The sequence below is a fragment of the Marinibaculum pumilum genome (assembly GCF_042646425.1).
GTDB lineage: Bacteria > Pseudomonadota > Alphaproteobacteria > Ferrovibrionales > Ferrovibrionaceae > Marinibaculum > Marinibaculum pumilum.
In genome coordinates, this window is the sequence record NZ_JBHRTR010000019.1 from 157,333 (window position 1) to 177,924 (window position 20,592).

The following is a 20,592-nucleotide window of genomic DNA, read 5'->3' on the forward strand; positions in this document are numbered from 1 at the left end:
GCTCCGGTTTCCGGAGGATTTGCGGGATGGATGTCTCCCTGCCACCGACCCTTGAAGCTTTTGTCCGGCGCAAGGTCGCTTCGGGACAGTATGGCGATGCGAGCGAGGTCGTGCGCGAGGCTTTGCGCCTTCTGCAGCAGATGGAGCGATCTGTGCCGGCCTTGGCGGACAATGCCGGGCAGAAAGCCAGCGACGGGCAAGCGGAACCATCTCTCGGCCGGTCACAGTTGCGCGCCACCCTTGCCGGCATGGCGCCTGCTCTGCACAAGCTGGGTGTGGCGAGCCTGGCCCTCTACGGCTCGGTGAGGCGGGGCGACGCCACACCGGACAGCGATATCGATATGCTCGTCGAGATCGTGCCCGGACGCCGGTTCAGCCTGATTGACCTTGCCGCGGTCGCAGCCGTGCTCGAGGACCGGCTCGGCCGGCGCATCGATCTTGCCACCCGTGACGGACTGGATCCGGAATTGCGCGAGCGGATTCTCGAGGAAGCGGAAACGATCTTTCCGTGACCAAGGGTCCGACGCGCTGCGCCCAGCACAGTCCGGAAACCATCGGCAATACAGTAACGAGAAATTTAAACGGCCGCCCCAGCGATCGCCGGGGCAGCCATTATTTCAGGTGCCTGTCCGACTGGACTTTCGTGGGCCGATCACGATGCCTGTGGCGGGACATCATCATCCTTCTTCTCGCGCCTTGCCGCCGCTCTCTCCCGCGCCAGTTCCCGCAGCGACGGCAGACCGGCGGCTGCCCGCTCCTGGGAGACCTGCTTCATCACCGCTTCCAAGGCGCTGTAGTCGTCCGCCGAATGCAGGCCGGCGCCGCTGGCGGTGTACCAGCCGGGCACATCGACCTCGTAGGTCTTGCCGGCCAGTTCGATCGACTGCCGGCGCAGCCCGCGAACCATGGGTTCCCCGGTTTCGGGGTGAAGCGTCTCGGTCGTCACTGCAGGATGGGCCATGTCACTCTTCCTTGAAGGACAGGAGGGTGAACTCCTGCACTCCCTTGTCGGTGAACTTAACATATAGGCGCAATCCGTCCCACGGCACGATGTAGACATCCTGCCATTGCCTATGGTCGCCGTAAGAGGTCATCGACTCCCGGAAATGTTCGTGCCGCATCGACAGGATGCAGTCGCTCCACCCTGCGAGGTCGAACTGCATCCTGACCGCGCTTTCATAGGCTGTTGTCGTGAAGAGGTCTTCCATCCGGTTATTCTGGCAGCAATCGCTCCAGTAGCGCTGGAAGGCGGCCAAGTCGTGACTCGGCACGTACTTCTTGATTTTCTTGCCTTCCCTCTCCCGCGCTCGATACACCTGTAGCACGACAATCCAGACGCGGACCGCGCGCCTCTCATGCACTCCGGTCGGCGTCGTCCCGCCGCTCCCAATAGGGCGGGCGGCCGTAGCAGGCTGCCAGGTGGTCCAGGAACAGGCGCACCTTCGGGGTCAGGTAGGGGCTGGGGCGGAAGACGCCGTAGATGCCCTGCTCCTGGCGGCTGAAGCGGCCCTCGAAAGTTGGCAGCAGGCGCGTGAGCCGGCCGTCGGCCAGCGCCTCGTTGATCAACCAGGTGGGCAGCAGCGCAACCCCCAGCCCGCCGATTGCCGCCGCCAGAAGGGCGTCGGAATTGTTCGCGCGCAGCCGGTGGCGCACCGCGACCTCGCGCAGCTGCCCGTCTGCGCCGCTCAGCAGCCAGCTGTCGCCGGGCTGCAGGTGGAAGGCCAGGCAGTCGTGCCGGCCCAGATCGTCGGGGGCCTCCAGCGGCGGCGCGCGGTCCAGATAGGCCGGGCTGGCGACCACCTGCCGGCGCTGGTCGGCGAGGCGACGCGCCAGCAGCGCGGAGTCCTGCAATGCGCCGATGCGGATCGCGACATCGACGCCGGCTTCCACCAGGTCGACGGTATGGTCGGTCAGGTCCAGGTCGATCCGCAGGTCGGGGTAGCGGGCCAGGAAGGGCGGCAGGTGCGGCGCGACATGCCGGTGGCCGAAGGCGACCGGCACGTTCACCCGCAGCAGGCCGCGCGGCGCGCTGGCCTGGCCTTCGGCCAGCAGGCTGCGCATCTCGCCCAGTTCCGCAAGCACGCGCTGCGCCCGCTCGTAGCAGGCATGGCCGTTCTCGGTCAGGCTCAGCCGCCGGGTCGAGCGGCGCAGGAGCTGGGTGCCGTACTCCACCTCCAGCGCCGCGACCAGCCGGGAGACCGAGGAGGGGCGCACGCCCAGTTCCCGCGCGGCGGCGGAGAAACTGCCGCAATCCACGGCACGGGTCAGGGCGATGAAACCGTCGATCAGGTCCATCCGAAGGCTCTCATATGATGCGTCCTGCAAGCACGTCTCGTTTTTGCGTCATTCGCAAAGAAATTACGCAACATCCGGGAATTCCGCTAGCGCAGCGCAAGGTATACCTTTTTCCGCATACCGATCACCCGGAATGCCGCAACCAGACCAGATTGCGCGGAAGAGGATGTGCCATGAGCAAGCAAACCCCTGTCGGCTGGATCGCCATCGGCGGTCTGCAGGTCGCGGCCGAACTGCACCGCTTCATCGAGACCGAGGCCCTGCCCGGGACCGGCGTGCCGTCGGACCGCTTCTGGGCCGGCTTCGATGCGCTGCTGCATGACCTGGCACCGCGCAACCGGGCCCTGCTGGCGCGGCGCGACGAGCTGCAGGCGCAGATCGACGCCTGGTACCGGGAGCGGCGCGGGCAGGCGATCGAACCGGCGGAGCTGAAGGCGTTCCTCGAGGAAATCGGCTATCTGCTGCCGGAAGGGCCGGACTTCACCGTCAGCACCGCCAATGTGGATGCGGAGATCGCGACGATCGCCGGGCCGCAGCTGGTCGTGCCCTGCTCCAACGCGCGCTATGCGCTGAACGCGGCGAATGCCCGCTGGGGCAGCCTGTACGATGCGCTCTACGGCACCGACGCGATCCCGGAGGGGCCGGAGACGGCGCGCGGCGGCGCCTACAACCCGGCCCGCGGGGCGGAGGTGATCGAGATCGCCCGTGGCCTGCTGGACCGCACCGCGCCGCTGGCCGACGGTTCGCACCGCGACGCCACCGGCTATGCCATCGCCGGCGGCCGCCTTGTCGTCGCGCTGGACGGCGGCGGCAGCACAGGGCTGCAGGATCCCGGCCAGCTGGCCGGCTGGCAGGGCGATGATGCGTCGCCCACGGCGGTGCTGCTCGCCCATAACGGCCTGCACCTGGAGATCGTCATCGACCGGGACCATGCGATCGGCCGCGACGACCCGGCCGGGGTGGCGGATGTCATCGTCGAGGCGGCGGTCACCACCATCATCGACTGCGAGGATTCCGTCGCCGCGGTCGATGCGGCGGACAAGGTGGCCGTCTATCGCAACTGGCTGGGCCTGATGAAGGGCAGCCTGACCGCGTCCTTCCCCAAGGGCGGCCGCAAGGTGGAGCGCCACCTGAATCCGGACCGCCGCTACCGCACGGCGGACGGGGAGACGGTCCGGCACGGCCGCAGCCTGATGCTGGTGCGCAATGTCGGCCACCTGATGACTGTCGACGCGATCCGCCTGCAGGACGGCAGCGAGGTGCCGGAGGGCATGCTGGACGCGATGGTCACCTCGCTGATCGCGCTGCACGACCTGCGCGGGGACGGGCCCCTGCACAACAGCCGCACCGGGTCGGTCTATATCGTGAAGCCGAAGATGCACGGGCCGGAGGAGGTCGCCTTCGCGGCGGAACTGTTCGCCCGGGTCGAGGCGGTGCTGGAGCTGCCGCCGGCGACCCTGAAGATGGGCATCATGGACGAGGAGCGGCGCACCACCGTCAACCTGAAGGAATGCATCCGCGCCGCCGCCGACCGGGTGGTGTTCATCAATACCGGCTTCCTGGACCGCACCGGCGACGAGATCCACACGGCGATGGAGGCCGGACCGATGATCCGCAAGGGCGACATGAAGGCCGCCCCCTGGATCAAGGCCTATGAGGACTGGAACGTCGATATCGGCCTGGCCTGCGGCCTGCGGGGCCATGCCCAGATCGGCAAGGGGATGTGGGCGATGCCGGACCTGATGGCGGCGATGCTGGAGCAGAAGATCGGCCATCCGATGGCCGGCGCCAGCACCGCCTGGGTGCCCTCGCCGACGGCGGCCACCCTGCATGCCCTGCACTATCACGAGGTCGACGTGGCCGCCCGGCAGGCGGAACTGGCCGACCGTCCCCGCGCCAGCCTGGAGGCGATCCTGACCGTGCCGCTGGCCGACCGGCCGAACTGGTCGCCGGAGGAAGTGCAGGAGGAGCTGGACAACAATGCGCAGGGCATCCTGGGCTATGTCGTGCGCTGGGTGGACCATGGGGTCGGCTGCTCCAAGGTGCCGGACATCCATGACGTCGGCCTGATGGAGGACCGCGCCACCTGCCGGATCTCCAGCCAGCACATCGCCAACTGGCTGCACCACGGCATCTGCACCGAAGACCAGGTGCGCGAGACGATGCAGCGCATGGCCGCGGTGGTCGACCGCCAGAACGACGGCGACCCGGACTATCGCCCGATGGCGCCGGACTTCGGCGGCAGCATCGCCTTCCAGGCCGCCTGCGACCTGGTGTTCGAGGGGCGGGCGCAGCCCAGCGGCTATACCGAGCCGGTGCTGCACCGCCGCCGCATCGAGGCGAAGCGGGCGGCGGCCGTCTGAAGCCGGCCGGTTCCGCGAACTTTACCGGGCTTCGTCGGTTCCCTTCCTGCCTGCCCGGGGACCGACGGTGTGGCGATCGCCGGGAGGCGGCTCTGGCAATATGTCGCCGGGGCCACTAACTCTGTGCGCCAACAGCCCCCTCGCGGAACCGCATCCTTGTCCGAGATCGTCTTCGTCACCCTGGCCATCGCGCTGCTCTGGCTGGTCGTGGCCTTCCTGCAGCCCCTGGCCGGCCGGCTGAACCTGCCGCCGACCATCATGTTCGCGGGTGTCGGGGTGGCGATCGGCACGGCCGCGGTGGTGCTGCTCTCCAGCCCGCTCGCCACCCGGCTGGAGGACGTGCTGAAGCCGATCGTCAACCAGCCGGTGCCCTCGGCGGTCTTCCTCTACACCTTCCTGCCGATCCTGATCTTCCAGGCGACCCTGTCGATCGAGCTGCGGCGGCTGCTGGAGGACCTGGCGCCGATCCTGCTGCTGGCGGTGGTGGCGGTGCTGGTCTCCGCCGCCGTGATCGGCTTCGGCCTGAACTGGGCCTTCGGGGTACCGCTGCTGGCCGCGCTGCTGCTGGGCTCCATCGTCGCCACCACCGACCCTGCGGCGGTGGTGGCGATCTTCCGCGACATCGGCGCGCCGGCACGGCTGACCCGGCTGGTGGAGGGGGAGAGCCTGCTGAACGACGCGGCGGCGATCGCACTGTTCTCCTGGCTGCTGACCCTGCTGGTCTACGACTATTCCTTCGGCCTGACCGCGGATTCGCTCTGGCCCGCGGCGCGCGACTTCGTCATCGCCTTCGGCGGCGGGCTGCTGCTGGGCAGCGTCGGCGCGCGGGCGGTGGCGCTCGCCTTCCCGCTGCTGCGCGGCAGCCGCGCGGCGGAAGCGACCCTGGTGCTGGTGGCGCCCTACATCCTGTACATCCTGGGCGATCGCTTCCTGGGCGTGTCCGGCGTGGTCGCCGTGGTCGTCGCCGGGCTGGTCCTGGGCGGCCTGCTGCGGCGGCGGATCCCGCCGGGCAACTGGCAGCACCTGCTCGACATGGGCGAGCAGGTGGCGTTCTGGGCCGGCTCCCTGGTCTTCCTGCTGGCGGCGCTGCTGGTGGCGCGCATGCTGTCGGACTTCGACCTGCGCGACGTCTTCATGGTGCTGGCCGTGGTGGTTGCGGCGCTGGCCGCGCGGGCGCTGGTGCTGTTCGGGCTGCTGCCGGCACTGAGCGCGATCGGCCTGTCGCAGCGGGTCAGCCATCCCTACAAGCTGACGATCCTGTGGGGCGGCCTGCGCGGCGCGGTGACCCTGGCGCTGGCCCTGGCGGTGACCGAGAACCGCTTCCTGGACCCGGAGGTGAAGCGCTTCGTCGCGGTGACGGCCAGCGGCTTCGTCCTCTTTACCCTGTTCGTCAACGGGCTCAGCCTGCGGCGGCTGATCCGCTGGCTGGGCGTCGACCGGCTCTCCGCCGTCGACCAGGCGCTGCGTGGCCAGGTGGTGGCGATCGCCCTGGCCGATGTGCGCGACGGGGTCGCCCGCGCCGGCGACCGCTACGGCATCCCGGCGGAGGTGACTGGCGCGGTGACCGGCCGCTACGCCCCCCGCATCGAAGACGCGGCCCATCCCGGCGGGCTGGAGGCCGTGCTGACCGAACGCGACCGCCTTGCCCTGGCGCTGATCGCGCTCGCCAGCCAGGAGCGCAGCCTGATCCTGTCCTATCACGAGCAGGGCGCGCTCTCGCCGCCGGTGGTGGAGCGCCTGTCCCGCCATGCCGAACGTCTGATCGAGGGCGCACGGACCGAAGGGCGGCTGGGCTACGCCCGGACGGCGCGGCGGGCGCTGGAATTCAGCCGCGGCTTCCGCTTCGCCAATGCGGTGCACCGCTACCTGCGCATCGAACGGCCGCTGAACCGGCAGCTGGCCGCCCGCTTCGAGGTGCTGCTGGCGCTGCGCCTGGCGCTGACGGAGCTGCGGCACTACCTGGACGCCCGGATCGTGCCGCTGCTGGGGGAGCGCATCGGCGACATCGTGGCGGAGATGCTGCAGTACCGCGAGACGGCGACCCTGGCCGCGCTGGATGCGCTGCGCCTTCAATACCCGGACTATGCCGATGCCCGGGAGCAGTCCTTCCTCAGCCAGTTCGCCCTGCGTCAGGAGCTGGAGCACTACGATGCGCTGCGGGCAGAAGGCCTGCTGGGGCCGGAGCTGCACGAGAATCTGCGCCGTTCCAGCCTGGCCGCCGCCCGCAGCGAGCGCCGCCAGCGGCTGCGCCTGGACCTGGGGCTGGACACGGTCAGCCTGATCCGGCAGTTCCCGCTGCTCGCCAACCTGCCGGACGACCGCCGCGCCCGGCTGGCACGCCTGCTGCGCCCGGTCTTCGTGCCGCCGGGCGCCCATATCATGCGCGCGGGCGAGCGCGGCCGTGGCATGTACTTCATCTCCTCCGGCGCGGTGGAGGTCCGTCGTCCGGGACAGGACGAGCCGGTGCGCCTGGGGCGCGGCGATTTCGTGGGCGAGATGGCGCTGATCTCCGGCCAGCCGCGTTCCGCGGATGCCGTCGCCCTGTCCTATTGCCGCCTGCTGCTGCTGGACGCCGCCGATTTCGAGGCCTTCCTGAAGGCCAATCCGGAGGTGCGCGACGAGGTCGAGGCGGTCACCCGGGAGCGGGAGGCGGAGAACCTGGTCCAGGATGGCGCAGGTCCCGGCGATCCGGCGCCGGATGGCGAGGCTGCCGGGGACGAAAGCGCGCCGGACAGGCTGGCGCCGGCCGAAGGGGCGGAGCCTGAGCCATCCAACGCGCCGCAGGGGGTGGCGGGGGGCAGCCAGGATGGCGGCGGGCAGGATAGCGGCGGCCAGGAAGAGGGTGGTCCGGAAAATGGCGGCCGGGACGGCAGCTCCAGGGGCCTTCAGGCGGGATAGAGGCCCGCCGGCTCGGCGATTCCGGGTGCAGGGCCTTCCAGCGTGCCCCAGCGAAGCTGCCGCTGGGAAGCTGCCGCTGGGAAGCTGCCGCTGGCGCGCTGGCGGTTCGCTTTCCGGCGCCAGGGCGAGAGGCTCAGTCGTACCGCTCCACCCGCACCGCGAAGCCCAGGTCGCTGAGCCGGCGGCGGGCGGTGTCGACCATGCCGGGATTGCCGCAGGCATAGGCGGCGGTGTCGGCGGCATGCAGGGCGAAGCGCTGCAGGGTGTCGGCGATGCGGGCATCGGCGCGGCCGGTGGCGCCGCTCCAGCCGGCATTGCGGCTCTCGCCCGGGCGGCTGACGGTGGGGATGTAGGACAGCAGTTGCGGATGCGCGGCGGCCATCGCCTCCAGCTCGGCGCGATAGCCGAATTCGTCGGCATGGCTGGCGCCCTGCACCAGCACCGCGCCCAGGTCCGTGCGGCCGCGCTGCACGGCGTCGCGCAGGATGCTGACGAAGGGATTCACCCCGGTCACGGTGGCCAGCATCAGGTGCCGGCGGGCGCTGCCGTCCAGGGCGATGCCGCCCTTCGGCCCGCCGGCCAGGTCGACCCGGTTGCCGCGGCGCAGGCCGGCCAGATGCGCCGACATCCGGCCGCCGGGGACCAGTTCGACGAAGAATTCCAGATAGGGCTGGTGCGGCGCGGACACCATGGTGTAGCGCCGGCTGATCCCGCCCAGCGACAGCTTCACCGACTGCCCGGCGGCGTAGGAGAAGCCGGGCGGGCGTGCCAGCGCGAAGCGCAGCAGGCCCGGCGCCACGTTCTGCACCATCAGCACCGTGCCGGGCGCAGCACCGGCCGGCACGCGGACCTCCGGTTCGGCAGCGGCCCCGGAAGCGGAACCGGCAACGGAGCCGGTGGCGGGGCGGCCGCTGCCCGTGTCGACGGCCAGGGGCGGCATCCGCCGCAGGCCGCCGATCCCCAGGCTACCGTCTGCGGGCCTGTCGCCGCTCTGCCCTCCGCCGGCCGGCGTCGCGACACGGCTCGGCCGACCCGCTCCGTCCGCCGGCGCGGACGCCAGTTCGGCCTGGGCCAGCCGGTGCCGTGCCCGCGCACGCCGTCCCTCGATCCGGCCCAGCAATGTGGAGAGGCCGTCGCCGGCCGCTTCCTCGGCGGTCGGCGCGGCGGCCACGGGCGATCGGTTCGGCACGGTCATGAAGGGCTCACCATCGGCTTCGACGTCACACTGGTCCCGGCCGTGGCGGCGGGACCCTGATGTCCAACGCTCCGGCGGGCCGCTCCGTTCCGGTCGGCGACGGCGCGGGAGGCGTGAACAGGCTGACAGTCCGGGCGGCCGCCTTCAAGGAAGGCCCGGCGGCGGCCCGCCGGGCCTGCCGGGTCACCAGGGCAGCGGCTTGCCGTCGTAGTTGAAGAACTTGCCGTTGTCGGCCTTGGTCAGCTTGCCGATGGTGGCGCGCATGTTGCTGACGGAATCCGGCGGGGTCAGGTCGGCCTCCGGGCCGCCCATGTCCGTCTGCACCCAGCCCGGATGCAGCATCGCGACGGTATAGCCCTTCTCCTTCAGGTCGATGGCCAGGCAGGCCATCACCATGTTCAGCGCCGCCTTGGTGGCGCGGTAGGCGGTGCCGTAGGTCGCCGACAGGTCGCCGATCGAGCCCATGCGGCTGGAGATGTTGACGATCGTCTTGCCCTTGCCGTCCTCCAGGTTCGGCATCAGCGCGTTGGTCACCCGCAGCGGCGACAGGGTGTTGACGTTCAGCGCCTCTGCGAAGCCGGCATAGTCCATGTTCGCGGTGGCCTGCTTCTCCATCGCCGGACCCATGATGCCGGCATTGTTGATCAGCATGTCGATGGCCGTGCCCTTCAGCTTGCCGGCCAGGGCGGCGCAGCTGGCATCGTCGGTGACGTCGAGCTTCTCGACCTTCACCTTGCCGCCGGAGCCCGCGGCTACTTCCTGCAGCTCTTTCGCGCCGTCGGGCGCGCGGCAGCAGGCGATGATCGTCTCGCCGTCCTTCAGGTACTGCCTGGTGAATTCCAGGCCCAGGCCGCGATTGGCGCCGGTGATCAGGATGGTCGACATTGTTCTGTCCCCTCTTGCTTGCGGTTCGAATGCGGATGCCGGAGCTCAGGCGCGGCCATAGCCGCCGCCCGCCGGCGTCTCGATGACGAAGACGTCGCCGGCGTCGAGCTCGGCGGTGTCGCGGCCCTCCAGCTCCGTCCGGCTGCCGTCGGCGCGCTCCACCCATTGCCGGCCGACGCTGCCGGGTTCGCCGCCCTCCAGGCCGAAGGGCGGTACCGTGCGGTGGCTGGCCAGGATCGCCGCCGACATCGGCTCGCGAAAGCGCAGCCGGCGGAAGGTGCCGTCGCCGCCCCTGTGCCGGCCCGCGCCACCGGAGCCGCGGCGGATGCCGAAGCTCTCCAGCACCACCGGGAAGCGCCATTCCAGCACCTCCGGGTCGGTCAGGCGGGTGTTGGTCATGTGGGTATGCACCGCGTCGGTGCCGTCCCAGTCTGCGCCGGCGCCGGAGCCGCCGCAGATCGTCTCGTAGTACTGGTAGCGGTCATTGCCGAAGGTGAAGTTGTTCATCGTACCCTGCGCGCCCGCCATCACGTTCAGCGCGCCGAACAGGGTGTCGGTGATGATCTGGCTGGTCTCCACATTGCCCGCCACCGTGGCGGCCGGGTAGTGCGGATCCAGCAGCGAGCCTTCCGGGATCTTCACCGTCAGCGGTTTCAGGCAGCCGGCGTTCAGCGGGATGTCGGAATCCACCAGGCAGCGGAAGACGTAGAGCACGGCGGCCATGCCGACGGATTTCGGTGCGTTGAAATTGCCGGGCTGCTGGTCGCTGGTGCCGGCGAAGTCGATCACCGCGCTGCGCGCCTCGTGGTCGACGGTCACCGTCACCTTGACCTGCCCGCCCTGGTCCATCGGATAGGTGAAGCTGCCGTCGGAGAGCTTGCCGATCACCCGGCGCACGCTTTCCTCCGCATTGTCCTGGACATGGGCCATATAGGCCTGCACCACCTCCAGCCCGAAATCGTCGACCATGCGGTGCAGCTCCTGTACCCCCTTCTCGCAGGCGGCGATCTGCGCCTGCAGGTCGGCGATGTTGTGGTCCGGGTTGCGGGCCGGGTAGCGGCCGGAGCCCAGCAGCTCGCGGATCGCCTGCTCCTGGAACACCCCGCCGTCGACCAGGACGACATTGTCGAACATCACGCCTTCCTCCTCCACATTGGTGGAGAAGGGCGGCATGGAGCCCGGGGTCAGGCCGCCGATATCGGCATGATGGCCGCGGCTGGCGGTGAAGAAGAGCGGCGTCTCGCCGGCCGTCTCCGCCTTCGGGAAGACCGGCGTGATCACCGTGACGTCGGGCAGGTGGGTGCCGCCGGCGTAGGGCGCGTTCAGGACATAGACGTCGCCGCGCTTCATCGTGCCGCTGCGCTCGCGCACCACCGTCTTGATGCTCTCGCTCATGGAGCCCAGGTGCACCGGCATATGCGGGGCATTGGCGATCAACTCGCCCTCGGTGTCGAACACGGCGCAGGAGAAGTCGCGCCGCTCCTTGATGTTCACCGAATAGGCGGTGTTCTCCAGCACCGAGCCCATCTGCTCGGCGATCGACATGAACAGGTTGTTGAAGATCTCCAGCATCACCGGGTCGACCGCGGTACCGATCTCGCCGGCGCCGAGCCGCGCCTCGGTGCGGTGCAGGACGATGTCGGCGCGTTCGGTCAGTTCCGCAGTCCAGCCGGGCTCGATCACCGTCGTCGCCGTCGCCTCGATCAGGATCGCCGGGCCGGCGATCTTCTGCCCGGCGGCCAGCCGCTCGCGCCGGTAGACCGGGGTGTCGCGCCAGGCGCCGTCCATCCAGGCGCGGCCCATCGCCTCCGGCTCTGCGGGTGCGCCGGCGGCGGCCTCCGCCACCTTGCCGCCGCCAAGACCTTCCGCCGTACCGACCGCCTCAACCGCCGCGGCCTCCGCGATCATCGTCTTGCCCGGGGTGACGAAGCCGAAGCGCTGCTTGTGCGCCGCCTCGAAATCCGCCAGCACCCTGTCATGCGCGCCGAACGGCACCTCCAGGCTGGCGTCGGTGCCTTCGTAGCGCAGGTGCAGGCGGCGCTCCGTCGCCACCCGCTCCGCCGGCACGCCTTGCGCCGCCAGGTCGGCCTCGGCCTCGCCGGCCAGCCGGTCCAGCACTGTCGCCAGTTCCGGCAGGGCGCCGGGCTCGAACCGGCTGCCGACGGTCTGCTCCTTGGTCACCCGCAGGTCGGCCAGGCCGATCCCCAGAGCCGACAGCACGCCGGCGAAGGGGTGCAGCAGCACGGTGGTGATGCCCAGCGCGTCGGCCACCAGGCAGGCATGCTGGCCGCCGGCGCCGCCGAAGCTGTTCAGGACGTACTTGGTGACGTCGTAGCCGCGCGCGATGGAGATCCGCTTGATCGCATTGGCCATGTTCTCTACGGCGATCGCCAGGAAGCCCTGCGCGACCTGTTCCGGCGCGCGCTCGTCGCCGGTGGCTTCGCGGATGCGGGCCTGCAGTTCGGCGAACTTCTCCCGCACCGCCCCGGCATCCAGCGGCTCGTCGGCATTGGGGCCGAACACGCGGGGAAAGAAGGCCGGGTCCAGCTTGCCCAGCATGACGTTGCAGTCGGTGACCGTCAGCGGCCCGCCGCGGCGGTAGCATGCGGGGCCGGGATCGGCGCCGGCGCTGTCCGGGCCGACCCGGTAGCGGGCGCCGTCGAAATGCAGAATCGAGCCGCCGCCGGCGGCGACGGTGTGAATCTGCATCATCGGCGCGCGCATCCGCACGCCGGCGACCTCGGTCTCGAAGGCGCGCTCGAAGGCGCCGTCGTAATGCGCCACATCGGTGGAGGTGCCGCCCATGTCGAAGCCGATCACCCGGGAGAAGCCGGCCTGCTCCGCCGTCTTCACCATGCCGACCACGCCGCCGGCGGGACCGGACAGGATCGCGTCGCGGCCGCGGAAGAAGCCGGCATCGGCCAGGCCGCCGTTGGACTGCATGAAATAGAGCGCCGGCCCGGCATTGGTCAGCGCCGTGGCGGTGCCTTCGCCGGGCGGGGCGGCGACGCTGTCCTCCAGCGCCAGCGCGCCGGCCACGCGGGAGACGTAGCGCCGCAGGATCGGCGAGACATAGGCGTCGACCATCGTCGTGTCGCCGCGGGAGACCGCCTTGATAAGCGGGCTGACCTCATGGCTGGTGCTGACCTGGCCGAAGCCGATCTCGGCTGCGATCGCGGCCAGCCGCTTCTCATGGTCCGGATAGCGGTAGCCGTGCAGCAGCAGGATGGCGCAGGCCTCGTGCCCGGCGTCGAAGGCGGCCTGCAGGGCGGCGCGGGCCGCATCCTCGTCCAGCTCGCGCTCCACGGTGCCGTCGGCCAGCACCCGCTCCGGGATCTCCACCACATCGGCATAGAGCATGTCGGGCAGGGTGATGCGCAGGGCGAACAGGTCGGGCCGCGCCTGGTAGCCGATGCGCAGCAGGTCGCGGAAGCCCGCGGTGACCGCCAGCACGCAGGATGCGCCCTTGCGCTCCAGCAGTGCGTTGGTGGCGACCGTGGTGCCCATCTTCACCGCGCGGATGCGGTCATGCGGGATCGCCGCATCGGCCGGCAGTTCCAGGATGTCGCGGATGCCCTGGATCGCGGCATCGGCATAGCGGCCGGGATTCTCCGACAGCAGCTTGTGGCTGCGCACCGCGCCGGCGCTGGAGCGGGCGACGATGTCGGTGAAGGTGCCGCCGCGGTCGATCCAGAACTCCCATTCGCTGGCGGCGGCCCCGCCCTGTCCCGGTTCGCCCTGCACCTGGTCCTGCTGCTGCACCTCTTGCCTCCTGCGCTGCGGCTTCGCGCCCGTTGCGGTCGCCGGCCGGCATCTAGCCCTCTTGCGGCCCCCGGGAGCAAGCGCCTGGGGCAAGCGCCGGAAGCCGTTGCTTCCATCTGTCAGGAACAAGTGGCGCTTTCGTCCGCAACCGACCGCGGTTAGATTAACATTCGGACGGAATACAATGGCTTGGCGGCCTGGAATGTCGGGTTTTCACCGGGCAGGCTGCGGATATAGCGCAGCATGCGGGGCGGGACAGCGGGCGGATGTCGATATCCACACTGATCGGTGTGCTGGTCGGGTTCGGGTTGTTCCTGGGCGCGATCGCCATATCGACCGACAACTACATCGTCTTCCTCAGCGTGCCGAGCCTGGTGATCGTCCTCGGCGGGACCATGGCGGCCGCCTTCATTTCCTTCGAGGCGCGCTACGTGATGCAGGCGCTGCGCGCGCTGGGCGAGATCTTCAAGGCGCCGTCGATGCGCCGCAACATGCTGAATGCCGAGGTCGGGCGGGTCATCCGCTGGGGCTATCTGGCGCAGCGCGGCGGCGTGGTCGCGCTGGAGAGCGAGATCAACAAGGACGACGACCCCTTCCTGCGCTTCGGGCTGGAGCTTATCGTCACCGGCTATGACGGCAACGACGTGCTGGAGATCCTGGAGAACAGCGCCTACCAGGCGTTCCAGCGCCGGGTCGTGATCAGCAACATCCTGCGCTCCATGGGCTCCACCTCGCCGGCCTTCGGCATGATCGGCACCCTGGTCGGCCTGATCGTGATGCTGGCCACCCTGGGCGACGATCCCAGCAAGCTGGGCCCGGGGCTGGCGATCGCGCTGATCACCACCCTGTACGGGGTGCTGGCGGCGCGGCTCATCTTCATGCCGACCGCCCACAAGATCCACCAGCGCGAGGATATCCAGCGCTTCCGCAACCACCTGATGGCGGTCGGCATGGCGATGCTGGCGGACAAGCGCAATCCCCGCTACATCCAGGACCGGATGAACAGCTTCCTGGATCCGGACCTGCACTACGACATCGACCGGCAGATGAAGGACGCGCCGGGTGGCGCCGCAGCGCTGGGTGCCAGCCGCGGCGGCAGCGGCCAGCGGCGACCGCGCGGCCTGCGCGACGAGCCGGGGCGCCCGGGCGCCACCCGGGCGGCGGGCCGGCCGGGACGGGGATAACGGCGACCGGGATGACGGTGACCGGGATGATGGCGGACGCCCGCTGAGCATCGAAAGAGAGGCGGCAGCTTTTGGCCTATTTCGGCAACAAGGGACGGGTCGAGCAGCAGGAGCACGGCGACGAGGAGGACTGGCTGGTCACCTACAGCGACACGGTGACCCTGCTGATGGCCTTCTTCGCCGTGCTGGTGGCGGTGTCCGACTTCAACGTGCCGATGTACGAGAAGGTGAAGGCCGGCCTGTCGGAGCATCTGGGCCGCTCCAACGAGGAACGGCCGACCGGCATCCTGCAGCTGCAGGCGAACCAGGCGGTGATCACCTCCGACACCGAGGCGGAGGTCGGCTCCGACAAGGACGGGCTGGTGCTGGATTTCCCCGCCATCGAGTTCTTCGACCCCGGCTCCGCCGTGCTGAAGCCGGAGGCGGATCCGATCCTGAAGGAGGTGGCCGGCCTGGTCACCCGCATCGACTTCAACAGCTATGACATCGAGGTCCAGGGCCATACCGACGACGTCCCTATCACCTCCGACAGCTTCCCGTCGAACTGGGAACTGTCGGCAATCCGCGCGACCAACGTCGTGCGCCGCCTGATCCGCTACGGCGTGCAGCCGCATCGGATGGCCGCGGTCGGGCTGGCCGACACCCTGCCGAAGGCGCCGAACAGCGACGCCGCCGGCAACCCGATCCCGGCCAACCAGGCGAAGAACCGCCGCATCGTGATCCGGGTGTTCCCGGGCACGCGGGACGAACGGGCCCTGGACATCGACACCGCAAAGGCGGTGCGGGGCGGCGCCTCCGACCTGACGGTGGGAACCACCGGCATCACCGTGCCGCTGCGGCGCTGAGACGGGTTGGCCATGGCATCCTGGTGGCGCGGCGCCGGCATGGCGCCGCAGGACCTCGCGCTCGCGGTTCTCATCAACGCGGTCTGGGGCCTGACCTTCATCGCGGCGAAGGTCGCGCTGAACAGCTTTCCTGCCCTGCTGGCCACCGGCCTGCGCTTTGCCCTGGTGCTGCTGATCCTGGTGCCTTTCCTGCGGGTGGTGCCGGGGCAGATGCGCACCGTGATGGGCATCGCCGTTTTTGCCGGCGGGCTGCATTTCGCCCTGGTTTTCACCGGCTTCGACCTGGCGACCTCGATCTCCGCGATGGCGGTGGTGGCGCAGCTGGCGCTTCCCTTCGCCACCCTGATCGCGGTCTTCTTCTTCGGCGAGCGGATCCGCTGGCGGCGCAGCCTGGGGATCGCGCTGGCCTTTGCCGGGGTGGTGGTGATCTCCTTCGACCCCACCGTCTTCGAGCAGGTGGAGGCGGTGGTCCTGGTCGGCCTCGGCGCGCTGTGCATGGCAATCGCGCAGAACCTGATGCGGCTGACGAAGGGCGTCTCGCCGATGAACATGCAGGCCTGGATCGCGGTGTTCAGCGCGCCGGTCCTGCTGGCGCTGACCTGGCCGATGGAAAGCGGCCAGGTCGCCGCGGTCGCCGGCGCCGACAGCCTGGCATGGGGCGCGCTGGCCTTCGTCGCCATCGGCTCCTCGGTGATCGCCCATAGCGGCATGTTCTACCTGATGAACCGCTATCCGGTGACCCTGGTCGCGCCGCTGCTGGTCCTGGCGCCGATCTTCGGCGTCCTGTTCGCCGTCTGGCTGCTCGACGAGGTGCTGACCTGGCGCATTGTCATCGGCGCCTCCGTCACCCTCGCCGGCGTCTTCATCGTCGCGGTCAGGGAGCCTGCGCGTGCTGCCGAGCGGCTTTGAGGGCAGCGGGCCGGTCTTCGCCACCGCGCTGCCGGTGGTCGACCGTCCCTCGCCGAACCACGGGCCGCGGGTCGGCGGCGATGCGGTGGAGATGGTGCTGCTGCACTATACCGACATGGAGAGCATGGCGGCGGCCGCCGACCGGCTGACCGACCCGGCGGCGGAGGTCAGCGCCCACTACCTGGTGGACGAGGACGGCACCATCCACCGGCTGGTGCCGGAGGGCCGTCGCGCCTGGCATGCCGGCCGCGCCTGCTGGGCCGGCCTGCGCGACGTGAACAGCCGCTCCATCGGCATCGAGATCGTCAATCCCGGCCACAGCTGCGGCTATCGTCCGTTCCCGGCGGCACAGATGGACGCCGTGACCGCGCTGTGCACCGACATCGTGGCGCGCCACCGCATCGATCCGCGGCTGGTCCTCGCCCATTCCGACGTGGCCCCGCAGCGCAAGCGGGATCCGGGCGAGCTGTTCGACTGGGCACGGCTGGCGCGGGCGGGGCTGGGGCTCTGGCCGCGGCACGGCTTCGACCCGGAGGCCGCGGCCGCGCATGCCCCGGCGATGGCGCCGGGGCAGGCCGGCGCAGTGGTCCTGGACCTGCAGTTCGCGCTGGACGGCATCGGCTACGAGGTGGAAGGGAACGGCCTCTACGACCCGTACCTGGCTGCGGTCGTGACGGCCTTCCAGCGACATTTCCGGCCGGCCCTGTGCGACGGCGCCGCCGATCCGGAGACCCTTGGCCTGGTCTACGAAATCCTGGCCGTCGCACAGGGGCCGCGGCCGTCCCTGCCGGCACGGGCGGATCGCGAGACTTGACCGGTACGCCCGGCGGCGCGTAGGCAGAGCCACCGTCAGGTGGGTGGATGGCCGCCCGCTGCCGCCCCCGGTTTCGGCGCGGCGGCGGCGGGAGGAAAGTCCGGGCTCCACGGAAGCAGGGTGCCGGGTAACGCCCGGCGGGGGCGACCCCAGGGAAAGTGCCACAGAAAGCAGACCGCCCGGTGCACCGGTCCGGCCGGCGCCGCGGCAAGGGTGAAAGGGTGCGGTAAGAGCGCACCGCGCCGACAGCAATGCCGGCGGCATGGCAAACCCCACCCGGAGCAAGACCAAGTAGGGATGACGGCCCGCGGATCCGCGGGCAGGGCGGCTTCCGGCCCGTCGTCCGGGTAGGTCGCGCGAGGCGTCCGGCAACGGGCGTCCCAGATGAATGGCCATCCAGCGGCCGGCCTTGCCGGCCGCGGACAGAACCCGGCTTACAGCCTGCCTGACGGTGCCGGCCGCGATGCCCGAAGTCGGGCCGCCGGCCCCGCCCACCGGTTTCGACGCGACCCCGCGGCACCGATGCGGTTCGCACGGCTGACCCATGCGATCCCATGACCGGGCCCATGACCGGGCCCATGCCCGGCCCATGCCGGCTCATTCCCGGCATCGCGGGGCTGGAATGCCGCCGGGAAACGGCTGATCGCGGCCGCAGCCGGAACATTCCGCCGATTCAAATAGAACATATACGGAACAATGTGGTTCAAAGGACTCATGACGGCCGTCTGGCGTGAGAACAAAACACGTATATGTCGAAACGGCCGACTAGATCTTGGGTCGTGCCAATAGCGCCGCGGAAGTCCTTGATTTTCCAAGAAGTACCATTGACCACCACAAAGTACCATGCTATCCCATCACATCCCATATCGGACCATGGGGGAACGCGTGAGACGGCGCTGTGACGCCGTCAAGGCGGGGGCTGGACGGACCCGAAAGGTCCACAGGCCCCAAGGCTGAACCGGGCGCCCGCGCCCGTCCGCAGGTCGGACAGCGGGAGAGGGGCGGAGATGCGGCGTGGACAAGTTCGTGGGCACATTCACGAACAAGCTCGACCGGAAGGGGCGCGTTTCCCTGCCGGCGGAGTACCGCGCCGTGCTGCAGCGGCAGCAGTCGGAATCGGCGGCACTGATGCCGGCCCTGAATGCCGAAGCGATCGCCGGCGGCGGCAGCCTCTACCTGGAGACCCTGCACAAGCGCATCGAAGGGCTCGACCCGCTCGGCGAGGAGTACAACGACTGGGTCGACTACATCATGCCGAACGTGCGGAACGCCGGCTGGGACGAAACCGGCCGCATCGTCCTGCCGGAGGCCCTGATCGAGCTTGCCGGGCTCAGCGATTCGGCCGTCTTCGTCGGCCGCTACGACCATTTCCAGATCTGGCAGCCCGCGGCCTGGGCCGAGCGGCAGGCCGAGCTGGCGCAACGTCACCGGCGCCCCCGTCTTTCGCAAAGGAGCGACTGATGCCGGGGCAGGGGGCGGACAGGCAGGGCGCGGCACAGACAAGCCGGCACCTGCCGGTGATGCTTGCGCCTGTGCTCGAGGCACTGGCGCCGCAGCCCGGCGAGCGCATGGTCGACGGCACCCTGGGCGGCGGCGGCTATACCGAGGCGATGCTGGCGGCCGGCGCATCCGTCTGGGCGGTCGACCGCGATGACGCTGCGATCGATCGCGCCCGGCGACGCTTTGCCGATGCGCTGGCGGAAGGCCGCCTGACCCTGCTGCCCGGCCGCTTCGGCGACATGGCAAGCCTGCTGGCCGCCGCCGGCGTCACGTCGGTGGACGGGGTGGTGCTCGATATCGGGCTGTCCTCCGACCAGCTGGACAGCGCGGAACGCGGTTTCGCCTTCTCCGTCGACGGGCCGCTGGATATGCGGATGGGCGGCACGGGGCCGACCGCGGCGGACTTCGTCAATTCCGCCGAGGAAACGGAGCTCGCCGACATCGTCTACCGCTATGGCGAGGAGCGCCGCTCGCGCGCGGTGGCCCGTGCCATCGCCGCCGCCAGGTCGCGGCAGCCGATCCGCCGCACCGGCGAACTGGCCGAGATCGTCGCGCAGGCCGTGGGCCGGCCGCGTCCCCAGAGAGGGTCCAGGGGGCGGTCGCAGGGCCATGCGATCCATCCCGCCACCCGCACCTTCCAGGCAATCCGCATCCATGTGAACGATGAGCTGGGCGAGCTCGAGCGCGGCCTTCGCGGCGCGGAGCAGGTGCTGGCGCCCGGCGGCCGGCTCGCTGTGGTCTCCTTCCACAGCCTGGAAGACCGGATCGTGAAGAGCTTCCTGGCGGAACGTTCGGGCGAGGCGGCGCAGCCGTCGCGCCATGCGCCGCCGCAGGCTGCCGCCACGGCCCGGCGTCCGACTTTCAGCCTGAAATGGCGCGGTGTCCGCAAGCCGGACGCGGCCGAGGCGGACGACAATCCGCGGGCCCGCTCGGCCCGGCTGCGGGCCGCCGTGCGCACCGACGCGCCGGCCTGGGACCGGTCCGCTGGAATGCCCGATGCGGGTTTCGGGGGAGACGCAGCATGAAGCGTGTGGTCACCTTGGCCGGCCTGGTCCTGGTCTTTGCCGCCATGTTCGGCCTTTACGAGCTGTCCTATCGGGTCGACCGGCAGGAGGAGCGGCTGCGCCACCTGACCGGGCGGATCGCGGAAGAGAAGCGCTCGATCGCAGTGCTGCGCGCGGAATGGGCCTACCTGACCCGGCCGGCGGCCGTGCAGGACCGCGCCATCAGCCGGCTTGAGATGCAGCCTGCCCTGCCGGGGCAGCTGGTGGCGTTCCGCGACGTGCCGGAACGGCAGCAGCGCCTGATCGTCAGCGCCGATGCCATGGAGGGCGCCGGGATCGAGGCCGCAATCCTGCCGGGCGGCGAGCGCCTGCCGCTGCCGCGGCCGCGGCCGTCCATGCGCATCACCGTCGCCGCGATGGCGGCCGGTGATGCCGATGACGGATCGCAGCCGGGCGCCGTGGCGGGGGCGGAGCAAGCGGGTCGGGCCGTGGTACACGCCGCCCCGTCGCAGGCGGTGCCCCAGACCGGGTCCCGGGCTGAGCCCCCGGCCGGCCCCCGGGCCGCACCCCAGATCGCACCCCAGACCGCACCCCGTCCCGAAGGGGTGCCCGCCCGCGATCCGGCGCCGGTGCGTCCCCGGGCGATCGAGGTCGCCGCGCGGCCGTCCGCGCCCGCCGCCGGCGCACGCCTGTTGCCGGCGGATATGGAGGCCCGGCTGCTGAAGGTCGCGGCCCAGCAACTCTCCGGCGGCGGTGCCGTGCAGGCCTTGATGGAGGGTCAGTGATGGCCATCTGGCCGTTCGGACGGGGCAGGACAGGATCGGCGGCGGATCCGCACCGGACGGTGCGCGCCGAGCCGCGGCTGCGCCGCGACGGCCAGGCCGGCCGGCCGCGCCAGCTGGATGCCGGCGCCGCGATCGCGGCCAGCGCCCCGCCGC

General features: G+C 70.4%; 16 protein-coding genes and 1 other RNA gene. 11 read left to right on the top strand and 6 right to left on the bottom strand.

The genetic code is table 11. The features are described from left to right. The coding region (locus ACFOGJ_RS07575; protein WP_379899243.1) for a type II toxin-antitoxin system ParD family antitoxin at window positions 1–512 on the top strand (512 nt) is incomplete at its 5' end. Window positions 513–652: 140 nt separating this feature from the next. Here ACFOGJ_RS07575 and ACFOGJ_RS07580 read toward each other — a convergent pair. From ACFOGJ_RS07580 to ACFOGJ_RS07590, 3 genes are all read right to left on the bottom strand, one after another. After that, window positions 653–961, bottom strand: coding sequence for a hypothetical protein (locus ACFOGJ_RS07580; protein WP_379899244.1), 309 nt, complete (start codon window positions 959–961; stop codon window positions 653–655). A gap of 1 nt (window position 962) precedes the next feature. Beyond that, window positions 963–1,208, bottom strand: coding sequence for a type II toxin-antitoxin system MqsR family toxin (locus ACFOGJ_RS07585; RefSeq protein WP_379899245.1), 246 nt, complete (start codon window positions 1,206–1,208; stop codon window positions 963–965). Between the two features lie 145 nt (window positions 1,209–1,353). Then, window positions 1,354–2,295, bottom strand: coding sequence for a LysR family transcriptional regulator (locus ACFOGJ_RS07590; protein ID WP_379899246.1), 942 nt, complete (start codon window positions 2,293–2,295; stop codon window positions 1,354–1,356). A gap of 173 nt (window positions 2,296–2,468) precedes the next feature. Here ACFOGJ_RS07590 and ACFOGJ_RS07595 point away from each other — a divergent pair, with 173 nt between their 5' ends. Both ACFOGJ_RS07595 and ACFOGJ_RS07600 read left to right on the top strand, forming a co-directional pair. Beyond that, window positions 2,469–4,658: a malate synthase G gene (locus ACFOGJ_RS07595; RefSeq protein ID WP_379899247.1), complete on the top strand. Its 2,190-nt coding sequence runs from the start codon at window positions 2,469–2,471 to the stop codon at window positions 4,656–4,658. 156 nt (window positions 4,659–4,814) lie between these two features. Further along, window positions 4,815–7,556 carry a cation:proton antiporter gene (locus ACFOGJ_RS07600; protein WP_379899248.1) on the top strand — a complete coding sequence of 914 codons (2,742 nt, stop codon included), beginning with the start codon at window positions 4,815–4,817 and terminating at the stop codon, window positions 7,554–7,556. A gap of 133 nt (window positions 7,557–7,689) precedes the next feature. Here ACFOGJ_RS07600 and ACFOGJ_RS07605 read toward each other — a convergent pair whose 3' ends face one another. The 3 genes from ACFOGJ_RS07605 to ACFOGJ_RS07615 form a co-directional block, all read right to left on the bottom strand. Further along, window positions 7,690–8,751 carry an FAD-binding oxidoreductase gene (locus ACFOGJ_RS07605; protein ID WP_379899249.1) on the bottom strand — a complete coding sequence of 354 codons (1,062 nt, stop codon included), beginning with the start codon at window positions 8,749–8,751 and terminating at the stop codon, window positions 7,690–7,692. Between the two features lie 183 nt (window positions 8,752–8,934). After that, window positions 8,935–9,636 (bottom strand): SDR family oxidoreductase, encoded by a 702-nt coding sequence (locus ACFOGJ_RS07610; protein WP_379899250.1) that lies wholly within the window; start codon window positions 9,634–9,636, stop codon window positions 8,935–8,937. A 45-nt stretch (window positions 9,637–9,681) separates the two neighbouring features. Continuing rightward, a complete protein-coding gene (locus ACFOGJ_RS07615; RefSeq protein WP_379899251.1) occupies window positions 9,682–13,398 on the bottom strand; it encodes a hydantoinase B/oxoprolinase family protein in 3,717 nt (1,238 codons plus the stop codon). A gap of 266 nt (window positions 13,399–13,664) precedes the next feature. Between ACFOGJ_RS07615 and ACFOGJ_RS07620 the strand changes: the two genes are divergently transcribed. The 8 genes from ACFOGJ_RS07620 (at window position 13,665) to ftsL (ending at window position 20,439) form a co-directional block, all read left to right on the top strand. Then, entirely contained in the window at window positions 13,665–14,582 is a 918-nt protein-coding gene (locus ACFOGJ_RS07620; RefSeq protein ID WP_379899252.1) for a motility protein A, read from the top strand. Between the two features lie 71 nt (window positions 14,583–14,653). After that, window positions 14,654–15,427 (top strand): OmpA/MotB family protein, encoded by a 774-nt coding sequence (locus ACFOGJ_RS07625; protein ID WP_379899253.1) that lies wholly within the window; start codon window positions 14,654–14,656, stop codon window positions 15,425–15,427. A 12-nt stretch (window positions 15,428–15,439) separates the two neighbouring features. Continuing rightward, on the top strand, window positions 15,440–16,336 hold the full coding sequence (locus ACFOGJ_RS07630; RefSeq protein WP_379899262.1) for a DMT family transporter: 897 nt from the start codon (window positions 15,440–15,442) through the stop codon (window positions 16,334–16,336). Beyond that, entirely contained in the window at window positions 16,317–17,150 is an 834-nt protein-coding gene (locus ACFOGJ_RS07635) for an N-acetylmuramoyl-L-alanine amidase (protein ID WP_379899254.1), read from the top strand. Before ACFOGJ_RS07630 ends, ACFOGJ_RS07635 begins: the two co-directional genes overlap by 20 nt. 35 nt (window positions 17,151–17,185) lie before the next feature. Beyond that, window positions 17,186–17,603, top strand: an RNA gene (gene rnpB / locus ACFOGJ_RS07640) — RNase P RNA component class A. 561 nt (window positions 17,604–18,164) lie between these two features. Further along, entirely contained in the window at window positions 18,165–18,611 is a 447-nt protein-coding gene (locus ACFOGJ_RS07645) for a division/cell wall cluster transcriptional repressor MraZ (RefSeq protein WP_379899255.1), read from the top strand. Beyond that, entirely contained in the window at window positions 18,611–19,675 is a 1,065-nt protein-coding gene (gene rsmH / locus ACFOGJ_RS07650; RefSeq protein ID WP_379899256.1) for a 16S rRNA (cytosine(1402)-N(4))-methyltransferase RsmH, read from the top strand. Before ACFOGJ_RS07645 ends, rsmH begins: the two co-directional genes overlap by 1 nt. After that, window positions 19,672–20,439 carry a cell division protein FtsL gene (gene ftsL / locus ACFOGJ_RS07655; RefSeq protein WP_379899257.1) on the top strand — a complete coding sequence of 256 codons (768 nt, stop codon included), beginning with the start codon at window positions 19,672–19,674 and terminating at the stop codon, window positions 20,437–20,439. Before rsmH ends, ftsL begins: the two co-directional genes overlap by 4 nt. The last annotated feature ends 153 nt before the right edge of the window (window positions 20,440–20,592 follow it).

Excerpts from the sequence above, each read along its gene's own strand:
- ACFOGJ_RS07580 (WP_379899244.1), bottom strand. The coding sequence starts at position 961 with ATGGCCCATCCTGCAGTGACGACCGAGACGCTTCACCCCGAAACCGGG.
- ACFOGJ_RS07585 (WP_379899245.1), bottom strand. The coding sequence starts at position 1,208 with ATGGAAGACCTCTTCACGACAACAGCCTATGAAAGCGCGGTCAGGATG.
- ACFOGJ_RS07590 (WP_379899246.1), bottom strand. The coding sequence starts at position 2,295 with ATGGACCTGATCGACGGTTTCATCGCCCTGACCCGTGCCGTGGATTGC.
- ACFOGJ_RS07595 (WP_379899247.1), top strand. The coding sequence starts at position 2,469 with ATGAGCAAGCAAACCCCTGTCGGCTGGATCGCCATCGGCGGTCTGCAG.
- ACFOGJ_RS07605 (WP_379899249.1), bottom strand. The coding sequence starts at position 8,751 with ATGACCGTGCCGAACCGATCGCCCGTGGCCGCCGCGCCGACCGCCGAG.
- ACFOGJ_RS07610 (WP_379899250.1), bottom strand. The coding sequence starts at position 9,636 with ATGTCGACCATCCTGATCACCGGCGCCAATCGCGGCCTGGGCCTGGAA.
- ACFOGJ_RS07620 (WP_379899252.1), top strand. The coding sequence starts at position 13,665 with ATGTCGATATCCACACTGATCGGTGTGCTGGTCGGGTTCGGGTTGTTC.
- ACFOGJ_RS07630 (WP_379899262.1), top strand. The coding sequence starts at position 15,440 with ATGGCATCCTGGTGGCGCGGCGCCGGCATGGCGCCGCAGGACCTCGCG.
- rsmH (WP_379899256.1), top strand. The coding sequence starts at position 18,611 with ATGCCGGGGCAGGGGGCGGACAGGCAGGGCGCGGCACAGACAAGCCGG.
- ftsL (WP_379899257.1), top strand. The coding sequence starts at position 19,672 with ATGAAGCGTGTGGTCACCTTGGCCGGCCTGGTCCTGGTCTTTGCCGCC.